Source organism: Nonomuraea sp. NPDC050227 (genome assembly GCF_044459705.1).
Lineage (GTDB): Bacteria > Actinomycetota > Actinomycetes > Streptosporangiales > Streptosporangiaceae > Nonomuraea.
In genome coordinates, this window is record NZ_JBITJF010000024.1 from 1 (window position 1) to 22,761 (window position 22,761).

The following is a 22,761-nucleotide window of genomic DNA, read 5'->3' on the forward strand; positions in this document are numbered from 1 at the left end:
GACCTTCTCGGCGTTGCCCGTCACGGTGCGGACGAGCGAGCCGTTGTCACCGAGCAGGACGTCGGCGCCGCCGTTGCCCTCGATCGCGTCGGCCTGGTCGGTGGCGGCCTGTCGGGCCGAGCCGCCGATCAGGTCGTCCTGGCCGGGGGTGTCGTCGCCTTCCAGGTCGGCGGGGCCGCTGGGGTCGCCCTTCCAGCCGGGGTCGGGCAGAGGGCGGCTGATGGTCCTGGTGGACTCGGCCGACAACGGCAGGTCACCACGGATCTGGTCCGCGCCGTCACCACCCTCGGCGTAGTCCCCCTGGCCCCCACCCGACATCTGATCGTCCCCGCTCTGCCCCCACAGGACATCCACCCCAGAACCCCCCGAAATCCTGTCCCCTCCAGAGCCGTCGCCCAGGAGGGTGACCGCGCGTGGGGTCATCGGGGTGCCCGACGAGCCGAGGCGGACGGTGGCGGCGGCCGGGGTGCCCGTCAGCGTCACCACGGCGTTGTCGCCGGCGATGACGTCGTCACCGGGGCCGCCGTACAGGGCGTCCGCGACGTCGTCCGCTGTGGTGTCGGCTGTCGTGTGGGTGCCGCCGACCAGGTCGTCGTTGCCCTGGTCGCCTTCGACCCAGTCCACGCTCGCGCCGCCCTCGGCGTAGTCGTCGCCTTCCTGGCCGCGCAGCCGGTCGGGGCCGCCCTGGCCGAAGATCGCGTCGTTGCCCGCGCCGCCGTCGGCCACGTCGGGGCCGAAGCCACCCGCGAGCAGCTTCACCCGGTGCGTAACCGCCTGCCCCGGCCGCGCGGCCACCGAAGTAGCCGCGTCCATGTCGGATGCGGACGTCCCAGACGGTGTGGCCGTGGCCGACGGCGTTGCGGTGCTGCTCGGAGTCGGCGTCGAGGTCGGGGGTTGGAGGGAGATGGTCAGGAGGGCGTTGTCGGCGGTGATCACGTCCGGGCCGTCGCCGCCCAGCAGTGTGTCGCCGCCGTCCGGGTACGGGCCCGAAGCGCCGCCCACGAGTTCGTCCTCGCCGGCCTCGCCGTACACCTTGTCGCCGCCGACGCCGCCCTCCAGGTGGTCGTCGCCCGCGTCGCCGTGCACCTCGTCGGACCCGATCCCGCCGTAACCCGCGTCGGCGCCGTCGCCGCCGTGGATCACGTCCGGGCCGCCGGCCTCCTCCGGGGTGCCGTCGAGGTCGAACGGGCCACCGGCGTCGCCGTTGTCGCCGATCAGCCGGTCCGCTCCCGCATCGCCGTACAGGACGTCGCCCTTGTCGTCCTTGCCCGCCGTACGCGTGCCGCCGATGACCAGGTCGTCACCCTCGCCGCCGAACAGCCGGTCCTGCCCGGACTCGCCCACCACGGTGTCGTCGTGCGCGCCGCCGTACAGGGTGTCGTCGCCGGAGCCGCCGGTCACCTCGTCATCGCCGTCGTCGCCGAGCGCCGTGTCGTCGCCCGAGCCGCCCGAGACCCGGTCGTCGCCCGAGCCGCCGGCCAGCCGGTCGTCGCCGCGTTCGCCGCAGACCACGTCCTGGCCGCCACCGGCCTCGACCCGGTCGGCGCCGCCGCCGGCCGACACGATCTCCTTGCCCGCGCCGCCGAGGACGAGGTCCCGGCCGTCGGCGTCGCCGTCGTGCTCCTCGCACGGCTCGTCCCGCCAGCGGTCGCCGAAGACGGTCGCGCCTCCGTCGCCGCCGACGACGTGGTCGTTCCCGTCGCCGCCGGACAACCGCTTGGCCGAGGGCTGCACGCCCGCCGGCAGCGGCAGATGACGCACCAGCCGGGCAGGACCGAAGTCGTCACGCCCCTGCGCCTCACCGACGTCGGACGGCTCGGCGATCACCCAGTCGTCACCGGGACCACCGAAGATCTCGTCCTTGCCGTGACCACCCGCCAGCACGTCGTCCCCGCCACCACCGATGATCTTCACGACCTCACCCGGAGCGGAATGACCGGCGACCAGATCAACGGCCTGACCGCCGAACACCTTGTCCGCACCCGCGCCGGTGTCGACGTAGTTCGGCCCCGAATCGGCGGGTCCCGCCTCGTCCCGGCCGAACTCCTCACGCGGCCCGGTGTAGATCTCGTCAGCCGCCGAACCACCGGTCAGCGTGTCGGCACCGGGCCCACCGACCAACAGGCTCGGCTGCGCCCGGAAACGCGGCGAACCGTCCGTCGCCGCCAGCGGACTGTCGGAGGCCACGGCGATGGTGTCGTTCCCGCCGTTGCCATAGAGCCGGTTCTCGCCGAGCCCGGCCGCGATGCGGTCGGCGCCGTCGGACGAGCCGTCGGCGGGCGTGCCGGGCAGATCCTCGGCGGTCCAGTCGGCGACCTGCACGTCACCGACCTTGCGGGTGGCGGGGGTCAGGTGGCCGTCACCGGCCACCCAGCCGCCCGCGCCGCCCATGGTGACGTAGTCGTCGCCGGGGCCGCCGGCCACGATCGCGGCGGGACCGTCGTACTGGTCGCCACTGGTGATCTGATCGTCGCCCTGGCCACCGTCCACCACGTTGGCCCCGGCGCCGAGCAGGATCATGTCGTCGCCGTCACCGCCGAACGCCACGATCCCGCGGTCGAAGGGACGGGGTTTGTCCGACGCGTCGGCGTACCCCTGGAAGACCAGCCGCAACGCGCCCTTCGCGCCGCGGCCGTCGGCCAGCACCCGGGTCAGGCCGGACGCGCGGTGCTCCTCGCGCACGCCCAGCGCGCTGACCACGAAACCCTCGTCGCCGGGGAGCTGGCTGACGGTCCACTGCTCGGCGACGTCGCCCGGCTTGCCCGCGACGCCGCCCCTGGCCGCGCGCATCGGTCCGACGTGCAGCACCAGCGCGTCGCCGCTGACCGTGGCCAGCTTCGGTGGATCTTCCTCACACCTGGGCCTGATCGAGAAGTCGAGCAAGGTGGCCTCGACGATCGTCCAGTCGAAACGTTTCTTGAAGACCGACAGCCCCAGCTCGACCCAGGCCTTGAGGTAGACCTTGAGCGTGCCGTCGACTGCGAACAGGCACACCGGGTTGCGCAACAAGGTGTTGGCGAACTCGAAGAACCTGAACTTGCCGTCGTTGGTGGGATCGAGCCAGCTCATCGCGACGGTGAGGAAGATCCCTCCGCTCACCCCGGCCCTGGCCAGCAGCAGGTCGACCGCCGCGCCGGCTTCGAGCCGGCCGTACAGGGTGATCACGGGCAGGGGCCTGCCCTGGTCGTCGGTCGTCTTCAGGTACAGGCTGTCGAGGATCCGCAGGTCGACCTTGCCCTGTTCGACGGCCTTGCGGATGCCGTACGTGTCGAAGCCCGCCTTGATCCGCGCCTCGACCCCGGCGGTGCCGGAGATGACCACCATGATGGGCGGCGGAGCGTAGACGGGACCGAAGGACTGGCTGTAGGAGAAGCCGAGGCGCAGCGGCCCGGAGTCGTACTCGACCAGCTCGACGTCCTTGCCCATGAGCAGGCTGAAGATCGACCGTCCGGCGTTCTTCAGGACGGGGAAGCTGAAGCCGGCGTCCTCGCTGTGCTCCATCGGCCCCTGCTCGTCCGCCTTGGCGGACGTCGTGCCCTTCTTGCCCTTGTCGCACGTTCTGGCGCCCTGGTCGAGCGCCGCGAACAGGTCGCCGGTCGCCGGGTCCACGCCCTTGATCAGCGCGTCCGCCACGTCGGGCGAGTTCTCGGTGGTGAGCGCCCGGTCACCGGCGACCGTGAAGCTGCCGATGGGGATGTGCAGTTCGCCCTGGCAGTCGGGCAGCGCCGAGACCACCTTGAGTATCCCGATCATCCGCTCGATGAACTTCGTCGTGCTGTCGCCGCCGATGGTGTTGTACGCCTTGGCGATCGTCATCAGGCTCACGTCCTCGCCGCCCGCCGCCCGGCTCATGTCGGACAGCACGGGGATGGGGGCGTAGAGCTGGTCGATCACCGGTCTGACCGGGTCTGTGATCTTCTTGACCTGGGTCACCACCGGGCCGAGGACGCTGCGGAAGAAGTCGCCGGCCTCCAGGTTCACGTTGTTGAAGGCGATGTTCAGGTTGGCCGGGTCGGGGGAGCCGCCCTTGGTGAGGTCCCAGTCCAGGTCGAAGTCGCCGAACAGGCCGGGGAACATGGCCGAGCCGGCCGTCACCTTGAAACGCCAGTCCACCGCGACCTTGGCGTGCAGGGAGGTCTCCACGAGGTCGCCGGCGTCGGCGAGCTGGTCCAGGCCGATCCGGCCGACGGGCTTGAGCCCGATGGTGAAGGTGCCCGCGAACAGGTCAGGAGACTGCGCCGAACGGTTCTTCACGGAGATGTCGAGCACGGCCAGCTTGGCGTTGATCTCCTCGGGCAGCGAGACGTTCACGCCGACGGTGGCCCGCGGCCGCCTCGCCTCGGTGGCGTCCAGGTAGAAGCCGGTGGTCCGGTCCAGGCCCACCGTCACCTCCGCGTGCCAGCCGATCTCGGCCCGTACGCCCCTGCCCGGCCCCTGTCGCAACGCCAGGCCGGGAATGCCCAGGTCCAGCCGTCGTTCCAGGCCCGCACAGCCCTCGACGCAGCCCTTCTGCGGATCCACGACGCCCTGGCCGAGGCCGACCGTGAACCTGATGCCGGTCAGCTCGTTGGCCTTGGCCGCGTCGCAGGCGGTGGGATCGGCGGGGTCCGGCGCCGCCACACAGGTGATCACGGGCTGCACCCCGGGCCCGACCTTGGGAGCCAGCTCCGCGTTGTACCACTCGCGCAGGTCCTTGCCGGTGGGCACCCGGCCGCCGTTCGGGAGCCGGTCGATCGCGGCCTTGATCTCCACGCGCTTGGCGCCGACGAAGTCGGCCCCCTGCTGGAGGTCGGCACCGACCATCGGCAGCTTGCCGCCGTCCGCGGCCATGCGCATGCCGGTCTCCAGGGCGGTGAGGTAACGGTCGATGCCGTCGCCCAGGTTGGTCCAGTCCAGCTCCAGGCCGGGAGGCAGGGTCGAGAAGTCGAAGGAGGGCAGCTCCAGCCGGTCGATGTCGCCGGGCAGCTTCCTGGTCAGGTCGAACATCTCGGCCAGCGGCGCGGACCTGGGCAGCCGCAGCACGAGCGCGTGCTTGCCGTCCGCGGTCAGCGGGGCGCCGTTGAGGTAGGCGGGCAGGACGGCGCACAGCGCCAGGTCGGTGTCGTCGCGGTGCGGGTCGCGATCGCAGGCGACCGGCTCGCTCGTCTCGTTCAGGGCCAGGTCCAGCCCGGAGAAGAACGCGGCGGGAGTGACCGCCTCCTGCGACTCGCCGCCGTAACGCAGGCTGACGCCGTAACCGAGCCTGACCTGCAGCGGATCCACGCCTTCCTTGCCGACGGCCAGCGGCAGCGGCCCGATGGCGGCCTTGACCGTGCCGTCGAGCCGCGCCGCGGCGTCCAGGTCGAGGCCGGAGTCGGTCTCCACGAGCAGGTCGCGGGCCAGGTCGAAGTCGCGCCTGAGCGCCACGCGCAGGCCGAGGCGCACCTGGCCGCCGATCTCGGCGTCCAGGGTGCCCGACCCGGACGCGGCGACCAGGCTGCGCTCGCCGAAGGAGAAACGCAGCGGCTCCTTCAGCGCCGCCTTCTTGTCGTACGCGAACGACAGCCGCAGCATGCCGTCCTCATAACCGATGCGGACCGGGCCGCCCAGCGCCCTGTTCAGCTCGGCCACCAGCGCCTGAGCGGTGTCGGGCGGGGCGGCGGTCAGCCGGTCGATCGCGTCCCTCAACCGCGAGCGCAGCGCGTAGGCGGCGCCCGCCTCGGGAACGGCCTGGCCGAACTTCTCAGTGAAGGACAGCGTGTGCTCGCCGCACGCGGTCGCGACGGTCAGCACGCGGGTGCCGACCGTCACCCGACGGCCGACGTGCGCCTGCGTGAACGTGCGCGAAGGGTCGGTGACGTAGGCGTTCTCGGTGCCGCAGGCGCCGTCGCCGTAGACGACGCCGGGGCCCGAGCCCATCTCCTCGGCCGCGGCCAGGTCGGACAGCGAACGCCCGAGCAGCGGCAGCTTGGCGGTCATGACCTTGCCGACCGGGCCGCTGCCCTTGACGCTGTCGAGGTACGTGGCCACCGCGCCCAGCGACTTGATCAGCGTGCCGAACAGCGCCCGCGGGTTGTCGGGGTCGAAGGCGAAGTCCTTGACCTTGCCGAGCTGGTCGAACCCGCGGAACACCAGCGTGTCGGGCCGGCGGAGGTCGGGCATTTCCACCTCGCCGGTCACCCGGCCGCCGAAGAAGTCCGCCATCCCCGGCACGCCCAGGGTGAGCCGCGCCTTGGCCGCCGCGTCCACCTGGGAGGTCAGGACGTCGCCCGGCTTGCTCGCCAGCCGCTCGAACAGCCGGGTCAGCGGCACGTCCCCGACGTCCTTGAGCGTGATCTTCACTCCGGCGCGGCCGGTGGGCCCGGACATGGACAGGTCGCCGGTGACCTGAAGGCCCAGGTAGCCGACGACGGCGTTGACGTTCACCGCGGTGAGGACCGACACCTGCGCGTCGAACAGCTCCCCGCCGGTGCGCAGCATGATCCGGTCGGCCGGCCTGGGCAGCTCGGTCACCACGGTCGAGCCGCCGTCCGGGTTGACGTGCCTGTACGGGCACGCCTTGCCCTGGCCGTCCGGCCTGGCCGCGCACTGCTCTCCCGTGGCCGGGTCGGCGAGGTCTAGCACGACCGTGGCGGTGGCGTGGTAGCCGCGCATCACCCCGGCCACCGCAGTGGTGGCGTTGGCCTGGGCCAGCCCGGCGCGGGCCTTGAACACGTCGCCGAAGGAGACCTGACCGATCATGGGATCGGCGCCGGAGATCCGGTACGCGGTCCCGGCGGCCGGCACGCTCCCCCGCCAACCGTCCCCGGCCAGCGTGAGGCTGTCGGCGGTGTTGCCCGCGATCATGCCGGTGGACGTCCCGGCGCTGATCAGGCGGCCCGTGAACTGGCCGGGCGTCCACCGCTGACCGGCGTGCCGGAGGGTGGTGGCGGTGTAGGTCACCCCGGTGCCCGAGCCGCCGCCGGTCAGTCCGGACGGGTTGAGCGGCTCGGGCGCGGGGTTGGCCGAGCGGTCGATGACGAGGGTGAAGGCGATCTTCTTGGCGGCGTCGTCGTAGCCGGCGTCGGCGACCTTGATGATCGCGCCTCCGGGCAGACCGCGGGCCTTGCCCAGCGCGGCGAACAGGTCCTGGATCGAGGTGAAGGTCGGCTGTCCGGTGTTGCCGTCGAGGCTGTCGGCGGCGAACTTGTCGATGGCCTCGGAGATCCGTACGGCGTCGGCCAGGGAGCCGCGCATGAACGGCAGGTCCACGTCGCCCTGATCACCCCAGCGGGCCCGCTGGACGGCGGTGATCGCGTTGGCCAGGTGGGTCAGCCCGTCGAGCAGGTCCTTCGGGGTGAGCGTCTGGAACCGGCCGAGCCGGTCCAGGTCCGCCTGGGTCACGCTCACGGCCGGGCCGCCGGCCGCGAGGTCCGGCCAGCTCACGCCGACGGTGGCGGTGGCGCCCGCCACCTGCGCGCCCGCGAACGGCTGCGCGGTGATCCCCAGCGTGGCCGTCGCCGACCCCTTCCTGGAGAAGGTGAACAGCCCCGCCGCGGCTCCTTCCGAGCCCAGCTCCCGTAGGTCCAGCCTGCCGTCGCCGTCCGGGTCGGCGGCGGTGGCGGTGAACTCGGTGGTGAAGGAGAGCGCCGAGGCCGCCGACAGGTCGACGCCGAGGATGCCGAAGGCGGCGGTCGGCCTGGCCCCGGCGGCGAGCTTGCCGTCGGCCCGCACGGTGACCGTGGCGTCCTTGCCCAGCCAGGCGGACTTCGTGGCGGGGTCGTAGGCGAAGGGCAGCTTCGCGGTGAGCTTCAGCGTGACGTCCACGCCGCCCGAGGTGGTCAGCGAGACCTTCGGCTGGGCGCTGGCGATGGAGATCGGGCGGCCGGCGACCGTCCTGGCGACGTCGAGGGTCAGGTCGAGCCGCCTGATCCCGCCCTGGGTGCTCGCCTTGGCCAGCAACTTGCCGGCGCGGGGGCCGGACAGCTCGTACTCGTCCTGGAGGTCGTCCAGGGCCGTCAGGTCCTTGAGCTTGTCGTGGACGGCCACCTGGAACAGGTCGCCCAGGCCCAGGGCGTCCTCGCCGCCGGGCACCAGGCCGACGAGCGGCAGTTGCTCGCCCATCGGCCCGACCGCGGCCAGATCGCCGCCGACGGCGGCGACGCGCTCGACCGCGGACAGGAGCGCAGCGGTCTCCGCATCCGACTGCACGGCCGCGGCGGCAGGAGGCGGCATGGCCGAGATCGATCCCGACAGCACCCCCAGCGCGCACAGGACATTGAGGAATCGCTGCTTCACCATCAGACCCCCGGCACACGAGGCGACACGTCGGGAATCTTTGTAGTGATCGGACTTGTGAACCGTTGGAAGCCCGGACGCCGTGCCCGCAAGGGCATCGCGCGCCGCGTAGAACCGGGAATCGGGTCAGGCCCGCGCGCCGACGTCGACGCGCGGGCGGGTGAACGGACGCCGCGGCCGTCAGAGCACGTCGAACACCATCAGTGCTTCCACTACGGTCCTTCCGCAGCCGGTGAATCCACAGCTCATCATGCAACCGGAGAGCTGGGCTTCCTCCTGGGCGGGAAGCATGTCCAAGGCGGAGATGTCGAGTTCCATGCGGACGACTGTTCAGCACCGACCTTGTGGCTCACATGTGGTCACGGACGCCCCTCGACGATGAGGACCTAAAGGTCGGCGACGGCCCGCTGGTGAGTGCGCGGCTTCGTGGACGCCGATGGGTCCCCGATCACAAGCCGGCCACAAGTCGCCCCCGCTACCTTCGCCCCTGGCGGTCCGGGGCGGCGCGGCAGCGACCCTCCACCGCCGACAGCAGGTGCGCCGCGTCGCCACCGGGCTTCCACATCGCCATGCCCGAGATCGACCGCACCTGGTGACCAGAAGCACAGGGAGGCACGTAATGAAGGAGAGCGCACTCGGCCGCTGTCTGAGCGAGGGCGTCGACACGTTACGCCGTGACGATCCCGTGCTGTTCGACCTGCTCGAAGGCGAGCATCGCCGCCAATCGCAGTCGCTGTCCCTGGTCGCGTCCAGCGGGGGCACCGACGCCAGCGTGCTGGCCGTGACGGGGTCCAGCATCGTGAACGTCACCGCCGAGGGATACCCGGGCAAGCGCTACCACGCGGGGTGTCGTCACGTCGACCAGGTCGAGGAGCTGGCGATCGAGCGGGCCAAACAGGTCTTCGGTGCTCGGTACGTCAACGTCCAGCCTCATTGCGCCAGCTTCGCCAACCACAGCGTGATGCAGTCGCTGCTCCAGCCGGGCGAGACCATCCTCGGCATGTCCCTGGACCAGGGCGGCCACCTCACCCACGGGGCGGCGGTCAACCTGAGCGGCAAACTCTTCAAGGCGCACACGTACGGGGTCGACGACAAGGGCGTGATCGACTACCGGCAGCTCGGCGAGCTCGCCCGCGCGCACCGGCCCCGGCTGATCGTCTGCGGCACCACCTCCTACACCCGTTTGATCGACTTCGACCGCATCCGCGCCATCGCTGATGACGTGGGCGCCTACGTGCTGGCCGACGTCACCCACATCGCCGGACTGGTGGCCGCCGGCCTGCACCCGACCCCCATCGACGCCGCGCACTTCACGACGACGTGCACGTTCAAACAGTTGTACGGTCCGCGAGGCGGGCTGATCATGATGGGCCGCGACGCGGACGTGCTCAGCGACGACGGCGTGCAGACCCTGTCCCGGCGCGTCCAGAGCGCGGTGTTCCCGCTGATGCAGGGCTCTCCCGAGGTGCACACCATCGCCGCGAAGGCCCGTGCGCTCGGTCGGCTGCTGGACCCGGCGTTCCGCGAACTGGCCCTGCGGATCCGCGCCAACGCCGACGCGCTCGCCCGGGCGCTGGCCGGACGCGGTTACGAGGTGGTGGGCGGCGGGACCGACAACCACATCGTGCTGTTCCGCGTCCCGGACGGCCTCACCGGCGCCGCCGCCGAGCGGGCCCTGGAGTTCTGCGACGTTCTGGTCAACAAGAACAAGATCCCGGGCGACACCCGCGGGGCCACGACGACGAGCGGGGTCCGTCTGGGCAGCAACAGCGTTTCGCTCCGCGGGATGGGCCCGTCGGAGATGGAGCGCTGCGCCGAACTGATCGACACGGTGCTCACCCATGTCGCCCTCTCCCCTGACGGCGGCCTCACCCTGCCGGACCCGGTGCGCGAGCGGGTGACCGCCTCCGTACGAGACCTGTGCCGCGCCTTTCCGCTCCCCTACGCATTCGTTCGCCCGAACCAGGAGGTCCACTGAAATGGATGATGGCAGGAAGTTGGAAGCACGGTGGCTGACCTGGGACGAAGCCGGGGAAGCGATGCTTGACCTGCGCAGACGCGTGTTCATGGACGAGATGAACTGGCCGGAGAAGAGAATACATCGCGACCGGGATCCGGACGGCCTGCACCTCTGCGCCCTTTCCGACGGGGAGATCGTCGCCGCCATTTCCGCGTACGTCTACGAGCCGGGAGCCCCTGAACTGGCCGCCTTGAAACTGTCCACCACGGACGGGCCGACGGTCGGAATAGGCATGCGGGTGGAACTCCCGGAATACCGGGGCCGGCTGGTCACCGCGGAGCTCGGAACCTCCATGGTGCGGCAGATCTGCGAATCGCTGTCGCCGTCCCAATTCTTCGTCTACGTCCACGCCGACACGCTCCTGCACCTCGTCGACCGGTACGCGAGAAGGAATTTCACCTATCACGCCCAGGCCGGCTCCGGCGAGGACACCGTGGTGGTGATGAAGGTGGAGGGCGAGGAAGAACTCGAAAGATTCTATTTGCAACACCGAGAGCTCACGAGGAAATACTCGGCCGATGGCGGCATTCCCGTGCCCTCGCTGGTCCACTTCCTCGCCGAGAACAAGTGGGAAGACCTCTTCGCGGTGACCGCCCTGAACTCGGAGAACCATTACCTGAGACAGCTACGCCTCAGGACGGAGACGCCCCGCCTCGCCTCCCAGGGGCAGGTGATGCTCGCCGAGCAACGACAGCGCCTGGCCAGGACGCCCTTCCCGTCCGCGCCCGCGTCGCTCGTGGACCTCGGGAGCGGGCCGGGAGACTATCTGGCCGCCATCGCCAAGCAGGCCCCCTTCGCCGGCTATCAGGTGCGCGGCATCGAACCCGCCCCCGAACTGCTCACGAGAGCCCGGTCGGCATATCCGGAGCTCGACTTCCGCGAAGGCAGCGCGTACGCCGTGGGCGAGCGGGACTCGTCACAGGACGTGGTCACCGCGACCTTCGTGTTCGTCCATCTCCGCAGCCCGGACCTCGCGCTTCTGGAAATACGACGGATTCTCCGGCCCGGCGGCCTGCTGTACGTCGTCGACGTCAACGACGCCACCCTCGCCGGTCCGGAGATCGTCCGGCGGATGATGCAGACCTACAACCGAACATATGCCGGCGACCGGCTGCTCCTGAACGACCTGCCGAGGCGTGCCCAGGAGTTCGGCTTCGAGCTCGTCCGGCATTTCTCGACGACGCTTCGCGACGGCGGCGGCGCCCGACCGGTTTTCGGCAAGGACGAGATCCGGCTCGGGAGACAGGACGCCTGGAGCCTGCTCTCGTTCGTGCGCACACAGACCGGCTGCGAGGAGGTCTTCGACGAGGCGCAGAAACACTATTTCGCCACGCAGTGCCAGATCAGCCTGAATGTCGAGACCCAGATCTATCGGCTTCGAACCGAAATGGCGTCGCCGGAGAATCCGCAGGCGCGATAGAAGGCGTGGGTCGCGGGTCTGCGGGAGCCGGTCATCAGCATCGCCTTGGAGCAGCCCGCGTCCCATGCCCGTCCAGGTCATCCGGCTGCAGTTGCCGGTAGAGGCGGACGATGTGCTCGAAATCGTCAAGCCGGGACTCGCGGAGCTTGCGTGGAGCATGGCGACGCGCCGAGCCCGTCCCTTGCCGCGCCGCCACCTGAACGCGGGTCGGCGGACGACGGCGCGGACGAGGAGGCGCTGCAGACTCGTCCATCGGGAACGCCGCGGAGGCTGGCAGCCTCCGCGTCTTTGCTGGGAGTCACAGATGCGACGGAGGTTGCGTCCACGGGAGTGGTGTACGAGTTTGACCTGGTCAACAGGTGTGTCGTCGTGAAATGGTGACGGCCATCGCGTGATCTTTCGAAGGCGCAAACCAAGATCGAAGGAGAACACGTGATGGCCGCGGACAACAGTGTGACGCCCGGGCAGTGGCTGGCGCAGCAGATCGACACCGGCGACCCCGACTTGTTGCGATCCATGGTGAAGACCGTGGCCGAGACGTTGATGTCAGCCGAGGCCGACAGCATGTGCGGGGCCGGTTATGGCGAGCGCAGCAACGAGCGTCGAGCCGAGCAGGCGCTGATCAGCGTGGTCGCCACCAGCTACCTGCTCGGCGTCTCGACCCGGCGCGTCAATGCCGTTGCCTTATGGCGGTTTGCCAGCGAGAGTGACGGTCGGTAGTAGAGTCGATGGCGAGGAAGAGCGTGAGCCGGGTCTGAGGCGGGCGAAGCGGGCGCTGACGCGTTTGAGTCTGCGCGGGCAGTGCCGATGGCGTCTGTCCTCGACGGGGCAATGCCGTTGCGTTTGCATGCATAATGGAGTAGCTCCATCACTATGGGTGAAGAAGGCTGTCCAGAGGTGGGATTGAGCGTTCTCACGCGATGGTGCCCGCCGGAGCTGATAGATGCGGCCATCGCCAAGTGCGGGCGGTATGAGCAGAGACGTCGCCTGCTCTCGACCCGGACGATGGTCTACTTCGAAATGGCACGCTGCCTGTTTCCGCATCTGGGCTACGAGCACGTACTGCGCGAGCTGGTACCCGCCGACGCCGAAGACACCGGCCTTTGGCACGTCCCCAACAAGTCCTCGCTGTGTCGTGCCCGGCGACGCGTGGGGCCAGCCGTGCTGCAGGAAGTCTTTGACCAGGTCACCGGCCCGATGGCCAGCCTTGATACATGCCCATCAGCATTCTGGCGAGGACTTCGACTCACTGCATTCGACGGCACCGCGCTTGCCGTTGCCGACACCCCAGCCAACGCCGCAGCCTTCCTGCGCAAAGGCGCTAACATCCTGGAGAAGTACGGATATCCGCAGGTAGAGCTAGGTGTCTTATTCGAGATCGGGACACACTCGATCATCGCTGCAGCGGTCGGCGAACGTGACGACAACGAGATAACCCTCGCCAGCCAACTCGTGCCAGCCACCGGTCCGAACACCCTCGTGCTAGCCGATCGCAACATGCTGGGTGTCGAGTTATGGCATGCCTTCACCAGCACCGGCGCCCACCTCCTGTGGCGCATCCGGCCCAAGGTGGCCCGCCATCGCGTCGGTGACCTGCCCGACGGCAGCTACCTCGCCACCGTGCGCATCGGCTCGAACCGAGCCAAGCAACGCCGACGAGCCAACCGCGACATACCCGCCCAGGTCACCGTCCGCGTCATCGAATACCACCTCGGAGAAGGGCAGGAACTCTACCGACTGGCCACCTCATTACTCGATCCCACCCTGGCTCCAGCCAGCGAACTGGCCTTCCTCTATCACCAACGCCCCTTGCCCACTGAAGTGGTAGACGGTCGACGACTTGTCCATCAGCTTCCAGCCCCCCGCCGGACACCGCGGCCAACGTGGCATACATCCCGGGCGGCGCCTGGAAGGTGCCGTCGCCCTTCGGTGCGAACCTCAGTCGGCGGCCATCGGGGTAGGTCACCAGCAAGGACGTGCTTGGCTCCATTTGGATGCGCATGTCGTACCGGGTGGACCAGCCGGCGCCGAACAGGCCATCACGCCGGGCGTCCAGGCTGTTGTAGGTGCGCGCAACCGTCAAGGCCGGTCCTACGGTCGCCACGGAGGCGTCCACCACTGTGGTGGTGTAATTTCCCGTAACGGCCTGGTACTCCTGACCACCGATGTCGCGGTTGGCCAGCTGTGAGCCGATCGTCGGCTGGCGGACCCCAGTGACGAACGTCCGGTACGCCGAAGACGCCGTGCCGCTCCACGCGTCGGTGACGTCCACCCTCCAGGCATAGGTGGTGCCCCACTTGAGAGCATCCGTGGGGACTGTCCATCGGTTCACGCCTGACGGGAGCGTCCCTGATAGCACAGGCAAATTCCAGGATCCGTCATCGTTCTGACGGAAGCAAGGGGTGCCGTTAACGGACGTGTCACCAGCCCCAAACGCGGATGATCATGACCGGTGAGGAAGCTGTAATGCCCGCCCAGCCCCGACGGATCTTCTGGCATGGAGCGCGCGGCGTTAGGCATTGACGACCTGGTCGAGCACTGGACGGTCCTTGAGGACGAGATGGTCCTCATCTCCGGCAAACGCGGTGCGACCCGGCTGGGGTTCGCGCTCTTGTTGAAGTTCTACACCCAGCACGGCCGTTTCCCCCGAGGCCGGGCCGAGTTGCCGGCCGAGGTCGTCGAGCATGTCGCCCGCCAGATGAAAGTTCCCGCCGCCGACCTCGGCTTGTACGAGTGGAACGGCAGCACCATCGAATACCACCGCACGCAGATCCGCGCCCACCTGGGCTACCGGATGTGCAGCGTCGCCGACGCCGACAAGCTGACCGACTGGCTCGCGGCCGCCGTCGCGCACGCCGAGCGCAACCCCGACCGCGTCCGGGATGAGCTGCTCGGGCAGTGCCGCCGCGAACGGATCGAGCCGCCCACTCCGGCCCGGGTGGCGCGGATCGTGCGTTCGGCGCTGCACACGGCGGAGGCCACCTGGTTCGCCCGGATCGCAGCGCGCATCGACGCGGCCGCTCGTGCCCGCCTACTGGCCATGGTCGCAGCGGCCACCGGCGATGCCGCGCAGCCGGGCGGCGCCAAGCACGAGCTCGGAGCCGGGAATCAGGCGGAAGCCGTCGACGGGCCAGGCCTCGACGATGAGGATGCCGATTCGGTGCTGGCGTTGATCAAGGCGATGCCGGGCAATATCAGCCTGGAGTCGATGCTGACCGAGATCGGCAAGCTGAAGGCCATCCGGGCGATCGGTCTGCCGCGCGGGCTGTTCTCCGACGTGGCGCCGAAGGTGCTGGCGGGCTGGAAGGCGCGGGCGATGGTGGAGTCGCCCTCGCATCTGCGCCGTCGGGCGGCCAGCTCGCCGGCGGGCGCGGTGACGCTGCTGGCAGCACTGGTGGCCGAGCGGGAGCGGGAGGTGACCGACAACCTGGTCGACCTGCTGATCGCCACCGTGCACCGGATCGGGGCGCGGGCCGAGCGCAAGGTGACCGAGGAGCTCGTCAACGCCTTCAAGCGGGTCTCGGGCAAGGAGAACCTGCTGTTCACGATCGCTGACGCGGCGCTGGCGGAGCCGGACGGCACGGTGCGGCAGGTGGTCTTCCCGGCGGTGCGCGGCGGCGAGGAGACGCTGCGCGAGCTGGTCAAGGAGTTCAAGACCAAGGGGCCGATCTACCGGCGCACGATGCAGACCACGCTCAAGGCCTCCTACACCGGCCACTACCGGCGCGGCCTGATCGAGCTGATCGAGGTGCTGGAGTTCGCCTCGACCAACCGCGTGCACCGGCCGGTGATCGAAGCGCTGCAGCTGGTGCGGCGCTACGCCAAGGCGGGCAACATCACCTACTACCCGGCCGGCGAGGCCCCGCCTGCGTATCGCGGCACCCAGGGCGACTGGTCGGATCTGATCTATCGCCAGGACACGCGCGGCCGGAGCCGGGTGGCGCGGATGGTGTACGAGGTGGCCACCTTCCAGGCGCTGCGCGATCAGCTGCGGTGCAAGGAGATCTGGGTGGCCGGGGCGGGCCGTTGGCGCAACCCAGATGAGGATCTGCCGGCCGACTTCGAGGCCCGCCGTGCCGAGCACTACGCCGAGCTGCGCAAGCCGCGCGACCCGCAGGCGTTCTGCGACGCGCTGCGCCAGGAGGTGCGCGATGCGCTGGCCGAGCTCGATGCGCGCCTGCCCGGCCTGGCGTGGCTGCAGATCGCCGAACGCAAGTCCGGCGCGATCAAGCTGTCCCCGATCGAGGCCGCGCCCGAGCCGCGCAACCTGCGCCGGATCAAGAACGAGGTCGCCCGCCGGTGGAGCGCCGTCCCGCTGATCGACGTGCTGAAGGAGGCGATCTTGCGAACCGGCTGCCTGGAGAAGGTGGCCGCGCTGACCGGTGGCGGCCATCTGGACGGGCAGGTGCTGGCCGAGCGGCTGATGCTACTCATCTACGCCTACGGCACCAACTGCGGGATCCGTTCGGTCACCTCCGGCGCGCACCCGCACAACGAAGAAGAGCTGCGGTACGTGCGGCGCCGCTATCTGAGCGCCGAGGTGGCGCGGATGGGCGCTGTCGAGATCGCCAACGCCACCTTCGCCGCGCGCGATGCCGGGCTGTGGGGCGCCGGGTCGACGGCGGTGGCCTCCGACTCCACCCACTTCCGGGCCTGGGATCAGAACCTGTTCACCGAGTGGCACTCGCGCTACGGTGGCCGCGGCGTGCTGGTGTACTGGCATGTCGAGCGAGGCTCGGTGGTGGTGCACTCCCAGACGCTGAAGGCCTCGGCCTCGGAGGTGGCGGCGATGGTGGAGGGGGCGATCCGGCACGGCACCACGATGAAGGTCGAGGGCAACTACGTCGACTCCCATGGCCAGTCGGAGATCGGCTTCGGCATCACGCGGCTGCTGAACGTCGACCTGCTGCCGCGGATCAAGCAGATCAACCACGTGCGGCTGTATCAGGCCGAACCGGGCGACGCCGCCCGCTACGGGCGGCTCGCGCCGGCGCTGACCCGGCCGGTGCGCTGGGACCTGATCGCCCGGAATTACGATCAGGTGATCAAGTACGCCACCGCGATCCGGACCGGCACCGCGTCGGCCGAGGCGATCTTGTCGCGGTTCACCCGCTCGGCCTCGCACCCGGCCTACCAGGCGATGCTGGAGATCGGCCGCGCCCAGCGCACCGTCTTCGTGGCCCGCTACCTGTGTGATCGCGACCTGCAGCGCGAGATCGAGGAGGGCCTGAACGTGGTGGAGGCGTGGAACGGCGCCAACGCCGTCATCTGCTACGGCCGGGGCGGGGAGATCTCCACCAACCGGCGCGAGGAGGTGGAGATGACCGCGCTGTGCCTGCGCATCCTGCAAGCCGCGCTGGTTTACGTCAACACCCTCATGCTGCAGGACGTGCTGGCCGAGCCCCAGTGGGCGGACCTGGTCACCCCTGCCGACCGGCGCGGCCTGACCCCGCTGTTCTGGCAGCACGTGCGCCCCTACGGCGAGGTCCGGCTGAACCTGAACGCGCGCCTGAGCATCGGCGCGTTGTCTGCCGGGCTGTGAGCGTCCTGCCCGTGACCGGCCTGCCCGACCCCTGAGGCCGGGCGGGCCGTGGCAGGGTCTTGGCACCTTGATGGTGTCGATCTTGTCTAGGGGTTGGAGTTTCTTCCTTGCTGCCGGGGCCCAGTCAGTGGGCAGCGCCCAGTTCGATGAACAGGACGCCGACGATGATCAGGCCGATCCCCAAGGCCATGACCTTGGTGAGCGGCTCGCGAAACAGGAGGCGGGAGGTGATCGCGGTCAGGGCCACGCCGGCCGCGGCCCATATGCCGTAGGCCACGCCCAGAGCCATGCCCCCGTCCAAGGCGAGGGTGAGGAAGGCGAAGGCGGCCACGAAACCCGCGGCTACCGCGAGCAACCACGCCTTGTTGCCGCCTGTGGAAGCCATCCGTAGCGACAGGGTGCCTCCGGTCTCGGAGAGGATGGCGCCGATCAGAAAGATCCAGGTCACGCGCTCGCTCCTTCCTTGTGGATCCTGCGGGCGTGGGCAGCCTGCGCGCCGATCTCCACGCACAGGACACCCGCGATCACCAGGGCGATGCCGATGCCCATCAGGGCGGTCAGCGGGTCGCCGAAGATGACCGTGGCCAGGACGGCGGTCAAGGTGACACCGGCCGCTCCCCAGATGCCGTAGGCGACGCCGAGGCCCATACCGGCGCGCAGCACCAGGGCCAGAACGGCGAACGCGCCGACATAGCCGATAGCGACAACCGCGTACAGCGCCGCATGGTCCAAAGCCCCGCGCAACGAGAGCGTGGCGGTGACCTCCAGCAGGATCGCCGCGATGAGCAGTAACCACTTCTTCATGGCGTGATCCCCTCTTTGAGCAGTTCGTCGGCCACCGCCATCAGTTCCGCGCGGTCGCGCTCCTCGACGGGGAAGACGCCCGTGGTGGCGACCGTCCAGTAGCCGTCGGCCAGCAGCCGTGCGGCCGTCAGCCGGCCACGGTCAGCCGCCGGCAGATCGTCGGGCAAGGCCAGCCAGGGGCCCAGGCGCCGCGTCCAGGTATCGGTGAGCGCGCCGCGGTACAGCGCGTCGGAGAAGATCGAAAAATCCGCGCGGTCGAACCGCTCCGTCAGCGCGACCTCGACGTAGGCGCGGATGCGCTGGTACGGCGAGGCCGTCTCGAACGGCTGCCCCAGATGCTCCTGAAGCAGGGCCTCCCAGCGCTCGGCGACATGGTCGACCACGCCCAGCATCAGGGCCTCCTTGGTCGGAAAGTGGTACATCAGCCCCGGTTTGGTCAGCCCGACCTGCTTGGCCGTGGCGTCCAGGGTGATCGACCCGCCCCCTTCGGCGCGGAGCAGCTCCAGCGCCCCATCCAGAATCCGGCACCTTGCGTTTGTCATACGTCCTACTATACCTTCCGGAAGGTAAAGTTAAAGCGCTGTCAGGGCTCGCACCGCCCCCGAAGAAGCCCCTCGCAGATGCCGGTCGCGGTACCGGCGGCGTACGGCGACAGGGCCGACCAGGCATCCGGCGATACGAGCGACAACCGGGTCGGCGAAGAGTGCCGACGTATAAGACAGGACAACCTGATGACGACACAGCAAGCACCACCGATACGGGTGCGAAACCTGCAGAAGTCATACAAAGAGCTCCACGTCCTGCGCGGCGTGGACTTCGACGTGGCACGCGGCAACATCTTCGCCCTGCTCGGCTCCAACGGCGCCGGCAAGACCACCGCCGTGAAGATCCTTTCGACCCTGCTCAAGGCCGACGCGGGCACCGCCACCGTCAACGGATTCGACGTCGCCACCCAGGCCGGTGACGTGCGCGAGTCCATCAGCCTCACCGGGCAGTTCGCCGCCGTCGACGAGATCCTCACCGGACGGGAGAACCTCGTCCTGGTCGCCAGGCTGCGCCACCTCAAGAACCCGGGCCAGGTCGCCGACGACCTGCTCACGCGCTTCTCACTGACCGACGCCGGCGGCCGGAAGGTGTCGACCTACTCCGGCGGCATGCGGCGCCGCCTCGACATCGCGATGAGCCTCATCGGCAACCCGCCGATCATCTTTCTGGACGAGCCGACGACCGGGCTCGACCCACAGGCACGTATCGAGGTGTGGCAGGCGGTCAAGGACCTCGCGGACAACGGCACGACCGTGTTGCTCACCACGCAATACCTGGATGAGGCCGAACAACTCGCTGACCGGATCGCGATCCTCCACGAGGGCCGCATCATCGTCGACGGCACCCTGCAGGAGCTCAAGCGGTTACTCCCGCCCGCCAAGGTCGAATACGTCGAAAAGCAGCCGACCCTCGAAGACGTCTTCCTCACTCTGGTCAGTAAGGACCCTCGATGACCAAGCACTTCCTCGGGGACACCGCGGTCCTGACGGGCCGGTCACTGCGCCACATCTCCCGCAGCATGGACACCATCATCACGACCGCGATCACCCCGATCGCCATGATGCTGCTGTTCGTCTACGTCCTCGGGGGCGCGATCAGGACCGGCACGGACTCCTATGTCACCTACCTGTTGCCCGGCATCCTGCTCATCACGATCGCCTCCGGCATCGCCTACACCGCCTTCCGGCTCTTCATGGACATGAAAAGCGGCATCTTCGAACGTTTCCAGTCCATGCCGATCGCCCGCTCATCGGTGCTGTGGGCACACGTGCTGACCTCGCTGGTCGCCAACCTGATCTCGCTGGTGGTCGTGGTACTGGTCGCCCTGCTCATGGGCTTCCGCTCCAGCGCGGGCCTGCCGGCCTGGCTCGCGGTCGCGGGCATCCTGCTGCTGTTCACCCTGGCGTTGACCTGGCTGGCCGTCATCCCCGGCCTCACCGCCACGTCTGCCGACGGCGCCAGCGCGTTCTCCTACCCGCTCATCTTCCTGCCGGTGATCAGCTCGGCGTTCGTGCCCACCGACACCATGCCGGGTCCGGTGCGGGCCTTCGCCGAGCACCAGCCGGTGACCTTCATCGTCAACGCCGTACGCGACCTGCTCACCCAGCAGCCGGTCGGCACCGACATCTGGATCGCCCTGGCCTGGTGCTTCGCCGTCCTCGTCGTCACCTACGGCTGCGCCATGCGCGTCTACCGCCGCAAGATCTCCTAGGGAGTGATCATGGAACACGCCGTCAAGAGGCTTCCGACCGAGCGCCGGCCCGGCTGCCCCTTCGACCCGCCCAAGGAGCTGATCGAGGCCCGAGACCAGAGCCCGATCAGCCGCCTCACCTTCGCCGACGGCCACCAGGGCTGGCTGATCACTGGGTATGACCTGGTCAGGGCTGCGCTGGCCGACCGCCGGCTCAGCTCGCGCAAGGAGCTGCTGCGTCACCACCCGCTGATCGACTTCGGCGACATCGAGGTCCCTCCGGCGCCGCCGGGTGAGTTCCTGCTCATGGACGACCCACAGCACAGCCGCTACCGCAAACCGCTGGTGGGCAAGTTCACCGTGCGCCGGATGCGGTTGCTCACCGAGCGCGTGGAGCAGGTCACCGCCGAGCATCTGGACGCCATGGCCAACGCCGGTCCGCCGGCCGACCTGGTGACCGCGCTGGCCAAGCCCATCCCGGCTGTCATGATCTGTGAACTGCTCGGCGTGCCGTACGGCGACCGTGACCTCTTCCAGGGGAACGTCGGCAAGTTCATGAGCGGGGAGACCAGCGACGAGGACCTGATCGCCGCCTACGCCGCGGTCCAGACCTACCTCGCCGAGCTGGTGGCCGCCAAACGCGCCCACCCCACCGACGACGTACTCAGCGACTTGACCGACACCGACCTCACCGACGAGGAACTGAAGGGTGTCGCCCTGATCCTGCTGGCGGCCGGGCTCGACACCACCGCCAACATGCTGGCATTGGGCACCTTCGCGCTGCTGCAGAACCCCGCGCAGCTGGCCGCGCTGCGCGCCGACCCCGCCCTCGTGGAGAACGCCGTGGAGGAACTGCTGCGCTATCTGAGCGTCGCCCAGCATTCCGTCAGGGTGGCGCTGGAAGACATCGAGCTGGGCGGCCGCACCATCTCGGCCGGGGAGATGCTCATCTTGGCCCTCGCCACCGCCAACCGCGACCCGGAGCGCTTCACCGATCCACACACGCTCAACCTGCGCCGTCAGCAAGGCGGGCACGTGGCCTTCAGTCACGGCATCCACCAATGCCTGGGCCAGCAACTGGCCCGCATCGAGATGCGCGTTGTCTTCTCCGCCCTGGTCAACCGCTTCCCCACACTCCGGCTCGCCGTACCAGCCGAAGAAGTTGCGCTGCGCCCAGAGACGGCAGACATCTACGGCGTCAAGAGCCTTCCCGTCACCTGGGACGCCTGATTTCCAGGATGTCCATCCGGCGATCCCCGCGCCCCGGAGCGTAGGCTCTCCGCATCCTTCACCGTCGTCCGGCGACTCGGGGAGGCAGACCAAGTACGGGAGAAAGGGATAGTCATGTCGCTGACCAGGGCGATCACACGGCCCCACGCGTGACGTCGTCGAGCGGGTGATGGCGAGCGTGCTGGCGGCCCGCGCTGCGGGGCGGGCCGGTGTTTCATAAGCCCTCACCTATGAAACATCGGGCTCGGCCAGTCACGATCAGGGCGGATCGTGTTTCATAGGACGTTGCAAATCTCCCGCCTGATGAAACGTACTTATGAAACACTCGCGGGGTGAGCGATGATAACTTCCTGCGGGTGGAAGCCCACGACTGCCCGATGACCTCGTGTGCGGCTCCGGCCGGGTCGCCCTGCCGTACCGGCCGCGGCAAGGTCGCGGCGCAGTACCACACCGCACGCTTCCGGCTCGTGCCCGATCTGGCCAAGTCCCTCGCCGTGGCGGTCCCGGCGGTGCGTAAGCCCGGCACGACGTGGAAGGCCCTGCCACGTCCCGCCGCAGCCAGCGCCCAACCGGCGGGGCATGCTCGCATCGGCTACGCCCGCGCCTCCACCGTCCGCCAGTCGCTCGACACCCAGCTGGATGCGCTCAAGGCCGCCGGCATCACCCGCGTCTTCGCCGAGAAGATCTCCACCCGCGCCGTCGTCCACCCCGAACTCGAGCGCGCCCTCGCCCTGGCGGCCGAGATGCAGGCCTCAGGCCTGGCGGTCACCCTGGTCGTGCACGAGCACAAACGGCTGGGCCGCGGCATCGAACTGGCAGCCCTGGCCGAACAGCTCCGGGCCGCGAGCATCGGCCTGGAGTTCCTGTCCGGCGAACTGCAGGGCAGCCACGACCCGACCGGGATCGTCTTCACCGTGCTGGCGGCGCTGTCGGGCATGGAGCGCGAGTACATCCGCGACCGCACTCTGGAAGGCCACGAGTCGGCCCGCACCCGCGGCAAACACATCGGCGGCGCCGCCGTCACCGACGAATCCATGCTGTCCATGGCATTGCACCTGCGCGGCCAGAACCTCAGCCTGCGCGACATCGCCGCCCGCCTGGTCATCACCCGCGGCAAGAAGAAGGGCCAGCACCCGTCCCCGGCCACCGTGCTGCGCATGCTCCGCGACCACGACGAAGCGACTGCGACCCCTGCCCCGTCAGGGCCGTGAACTGGAGAGATGGCGCTCGTTTGGGGCTGGTGACACGTTCGT

General features: G+C 69.3%; 13 protein-coding genes and 2 pseudogenes. 9 read left to right on the forward strand and 6 right to left on the reverse strand.

Translation table 11 applies throughout. The features are described 5' to 3' along the window. Both ACIBK9_RS51470 and ACIBK9_RS51475 read right to left on the reverse strand, forming a co-directional pair. The coding region (locus ACIBK9_RS51470; protein WP_397166733.1) for a calcium-binding protein at window positions 1-8,259 on the reverse strand (8,259 nt) is incomplete at its 3' end. Window positions 8,260-8,436: 177 nt separating this feature from the next. Beyond that, window positions 8,437-8,574: an ALQxL family class IV lanthipeptide gene (locus ACIBK9_RS51475; RefSeq protein WP_397166734.1), complete on the reverse strand. Its 138-nt coding sequence runs from the start codon at window positions 8,572-8,574 to the stop codon at window positions 8,437-8,439. Window positions 8,575-8,875: 301 nt separating this feature from the next. Between ACIBK9_RS51475 and glyA the strand changes: the two genes are divergently transcribed. The 4 genes and pseudogenes from glyA to ACIBK9_RS51495 all read left to right on the forward strand — a co-directional run. Further along, on the forward strand, window positions 8,876-10,234 hold the full coding sequence (gene glyA / locus ACIBK9_RS51480) for a serine hydroxymethyltransferase (RefSeq protein WP_397166735.1): 1,359 nt from the start codon (window positions 8,876-8,878) through the stop codon (window positions 10,232-10,234). Window position 10,235: 1 nt separating this feature from the next. Then, the gene (locus ACIBK9_RS51485) at window positions 10,236-11,696 is read left to right on the forward strand and encodes a methyltransferase domain-containing protein (protein ID WP_397166737.1); all 1,461 of its coding nucleotides are present in this window, start codon (window positions 10,236-10,238) and stop codon (window positions 11,694-11,696) included. Window positions 11,697-12,131: 435 nt separating this feature from the next. Beyond that, a pseudogene (locus tag ACIBK9_RS51490) lies at window positions 12,132-12,368 on the forward strand (transposase); the annotation flags it as partial. A gap of 201 nt (window positions 12,369-12,569) precedes the next feature. Next, window positions 12,570-13,490, forward strand: a pseudogene (locus ACIBK9_RS51495) (IS4 family transposase); the annotation flags it as partial. On the opposite strand, the gene ACIBK9_RS51500 reads toward ACIBK9_RS51495, so the two are convergent. After that, on the reverse strand, window positions 13,393-14,055 hold the full coding sequence (locus ACIBK9_RS51500; RefSeq protein ID WP_397166776.1) for a DUF6531 domain-containing protein: 663 nt from the start codon (window positions 14,053-14,055) through the stop codon (window positions 13,393-13,395). The pseudogene ACIBK9_RS51495 and the gene ACIBK9_RS51500 overlap by 98 nt on opposite strands. A gap of 138 nt (window positions 14,056-14,193) precedes the next feature. On the opposite strand from ACIBK9_RS51500, the gene ACIBK9_RS51505 reads away from it, so the two are divergent. After that, window positions 14,194-17,238, forward strand: a complete 3,045-nt coding sequence (locus tag ACIBK9_RS51505; protein WP_397166739.1) for a Tn3 family transposase — start codon at window positions 14,194-14,196, stop codon at window positions 17,236-17,238. A 124-nt stretch (window positions 17,239-17,362) separates the two neighbouring features. Here ACIBK9_RS51505 and ACIBK9_RS51510 read toward each other — a convergent pair whose 3' ends face one another. From ACIBK9_RS51510 to ACIBK9_RS51520, 3 genes are read right to left on the reverse strand one after another with little or no spacing between them, the layout of a single operon-like run. Further along, complete coding sequence (locus ACIBK9_RS51510; RefSeq protein WP_397166740.1) at window positions 17,363-17,686, reverse strand: DMT family transporter; 324 nt, start codon at window positions 17,684-17,686, stop codon at window positions 17,363-17,365. Next, window positions 17,683-18,042, reverse strand: a complete 360-nt coding sequence (locus ACIBK9_RS51515; RefSeq protein ID WP_397166741.1) for a DMT family transporter — start codon at window positions 18,040-18,042, stop codon at window positions 17,683-17,685. Before ACIBK9_RS51515 ends, ACIBK9_RS51510 begins: the two co-directional genes overlap by 4 nt. Continuing rightward, window positions 18,039-18,584: a TetR/AcrR family transcriptional regulator gene (locus ACIBK9_RS51520; RefSeq protein ID WP_397166743.1), complete on the reverse strand. Its 546-nt coding sequence runs from the start codon at window positions 18,582-18,584 to the stop codon at window positions 18,039-18,041. Before ACIBK9_RS51520 ends, ACIBK9_RS51515 begins: the two co-directional genes overlap by 4 nt. 78 nt (window positions 18,585-18,662) lie before the next feature. Between ACIBK9_RS51520 and ACIBK9_RS51525 the strand changes: the two genes are divergently transcribed. The 4 genes from ACIBK9_RS51525 (at window position 18,663) to ACIBK9_RS51540 (ending at window position 22,719) form a co-directional block, all read left to right on the forward strand. Further along, window positions 18,663-19,541: an ABC transporter ATP-binding protein gene (locus ACIBK9_RS51525; RefSeq protein WP_397166745.1), complete on the forward strand. Its 879-nt coding sequence runs from the start codon at window positions 18,663-18,665 to the stop codon at window positions 19,539-19,541. Next, window positions 19,538-20,299 (forward strand): ABC transporter permease, encoded by a 762-nt coding sequence (locus ACIBK9_RS51530; RefSeq protein ID WP_397166747.1) that lies wholly within the window; start codon window positions 19,538-19,540, stop codon window positions 20,297-20,299. Before ACIBK9_RS51525 ends, ACIBK9_RS51530 begins: the two co-directional genes overlap by 4 nt. A gap of 9 nt (window positions 20,300-20,308) precedes the next feature. After that, window positions 20,309-21,508 carry a cytochrome P450 gene (locus ACIBK9_RS51535; RefSeq protein WP_397166748.1) on the forward strand — a complete coding sequence of 400 codons (1,200 nt, stop codon included), beginning with the start codon at window positions 20,309-20,311 and terminating at the stop codon, window positions 21,506-21,508. Between the two features lie 332 nt (window positions 21,509-21,840). Beyond that, window positions 21,841-22,719 carry a recombinase family protein gene (locus ACIBK9_RS51540; protein ID WP_397166750.1) on the forward strand — a complete coding sequence of 293 codons (879 nt, stop codon included), beginning with the start codon at window positions 21,841-21,843 and terminating at the stop codon, window positions 22,717-22,719. The last annotated feature ends 42 nt before the right edge of the window (window positions 22,720-22,761 follow it).

Bases quoted from the DNA above. Each gene is read 5' to 3' on its own strand.
- ACIBK9_RS51475 (WP_397166734.1), bottom strand. From the start codon at position 8,574: ATGGAACTCGACATCTCCGCCTTGGACATGCTTCCCGCCCAGGAGGAA.
- glyA (WP_397166735.1), top strand. From the start codon at position 8,876: ATGAAGGAGAGCGCACTCGGCCGCTGTCTGAGCGAGGGCGTCGACACG.
- ACIBK9_RS51485 (WP_397166737.1), top strand. From the start codon at position 10,236: ATGGATGATGGCAGGAAGTTGGAAGCACGGTGGCTGACCTGGGACGAA.
- ACIBK9_RS51505 (WP_397166739.1), top strand. From the start codon at position 14,194: ATGGAGCGCGCGGCGTTAGGCATTGACGACCTGGTCGAGCACTGGACG.
- ACIBK9_RS51515 (WP_397166741.1), bottom strand. From the start codon at position 18,042: ATGAAGAAGTGGTTACTGCTCATCGCGGCGATCCTGCTGGAGGTCACC.
- ACIBK9_RS51520 (WP_397166743.1), bottom strand. From the start codon at position 18,584: ATGACAAACGCAAGGTGCCGGATTCTGGATGGGGCGCTGGAGCTGCTC.
- ACIBK9_RS51525 (WP_397166745.1), top strand. From the start codon at position 18,663: ATGCCGGTCGCGGTACCGGCGGCGTACGGCGACAGGGCCGACCAGGCA.
- ACIBK9_RS51530 (WP_397166747.1), top strand. From the start codon at position 19,538: ATGACCAAGCACTTCCTCGGGGACACCGCGGTCCTGACGGGCCGGTCA.
- ACIBK9_RS51535 (WP_397166748.1), top strand. From the start codon at position 20,309: ATGGAACACGCCGTCAAGAGGCTTCCGACCGAGCGCCGGCCCGGCTGC.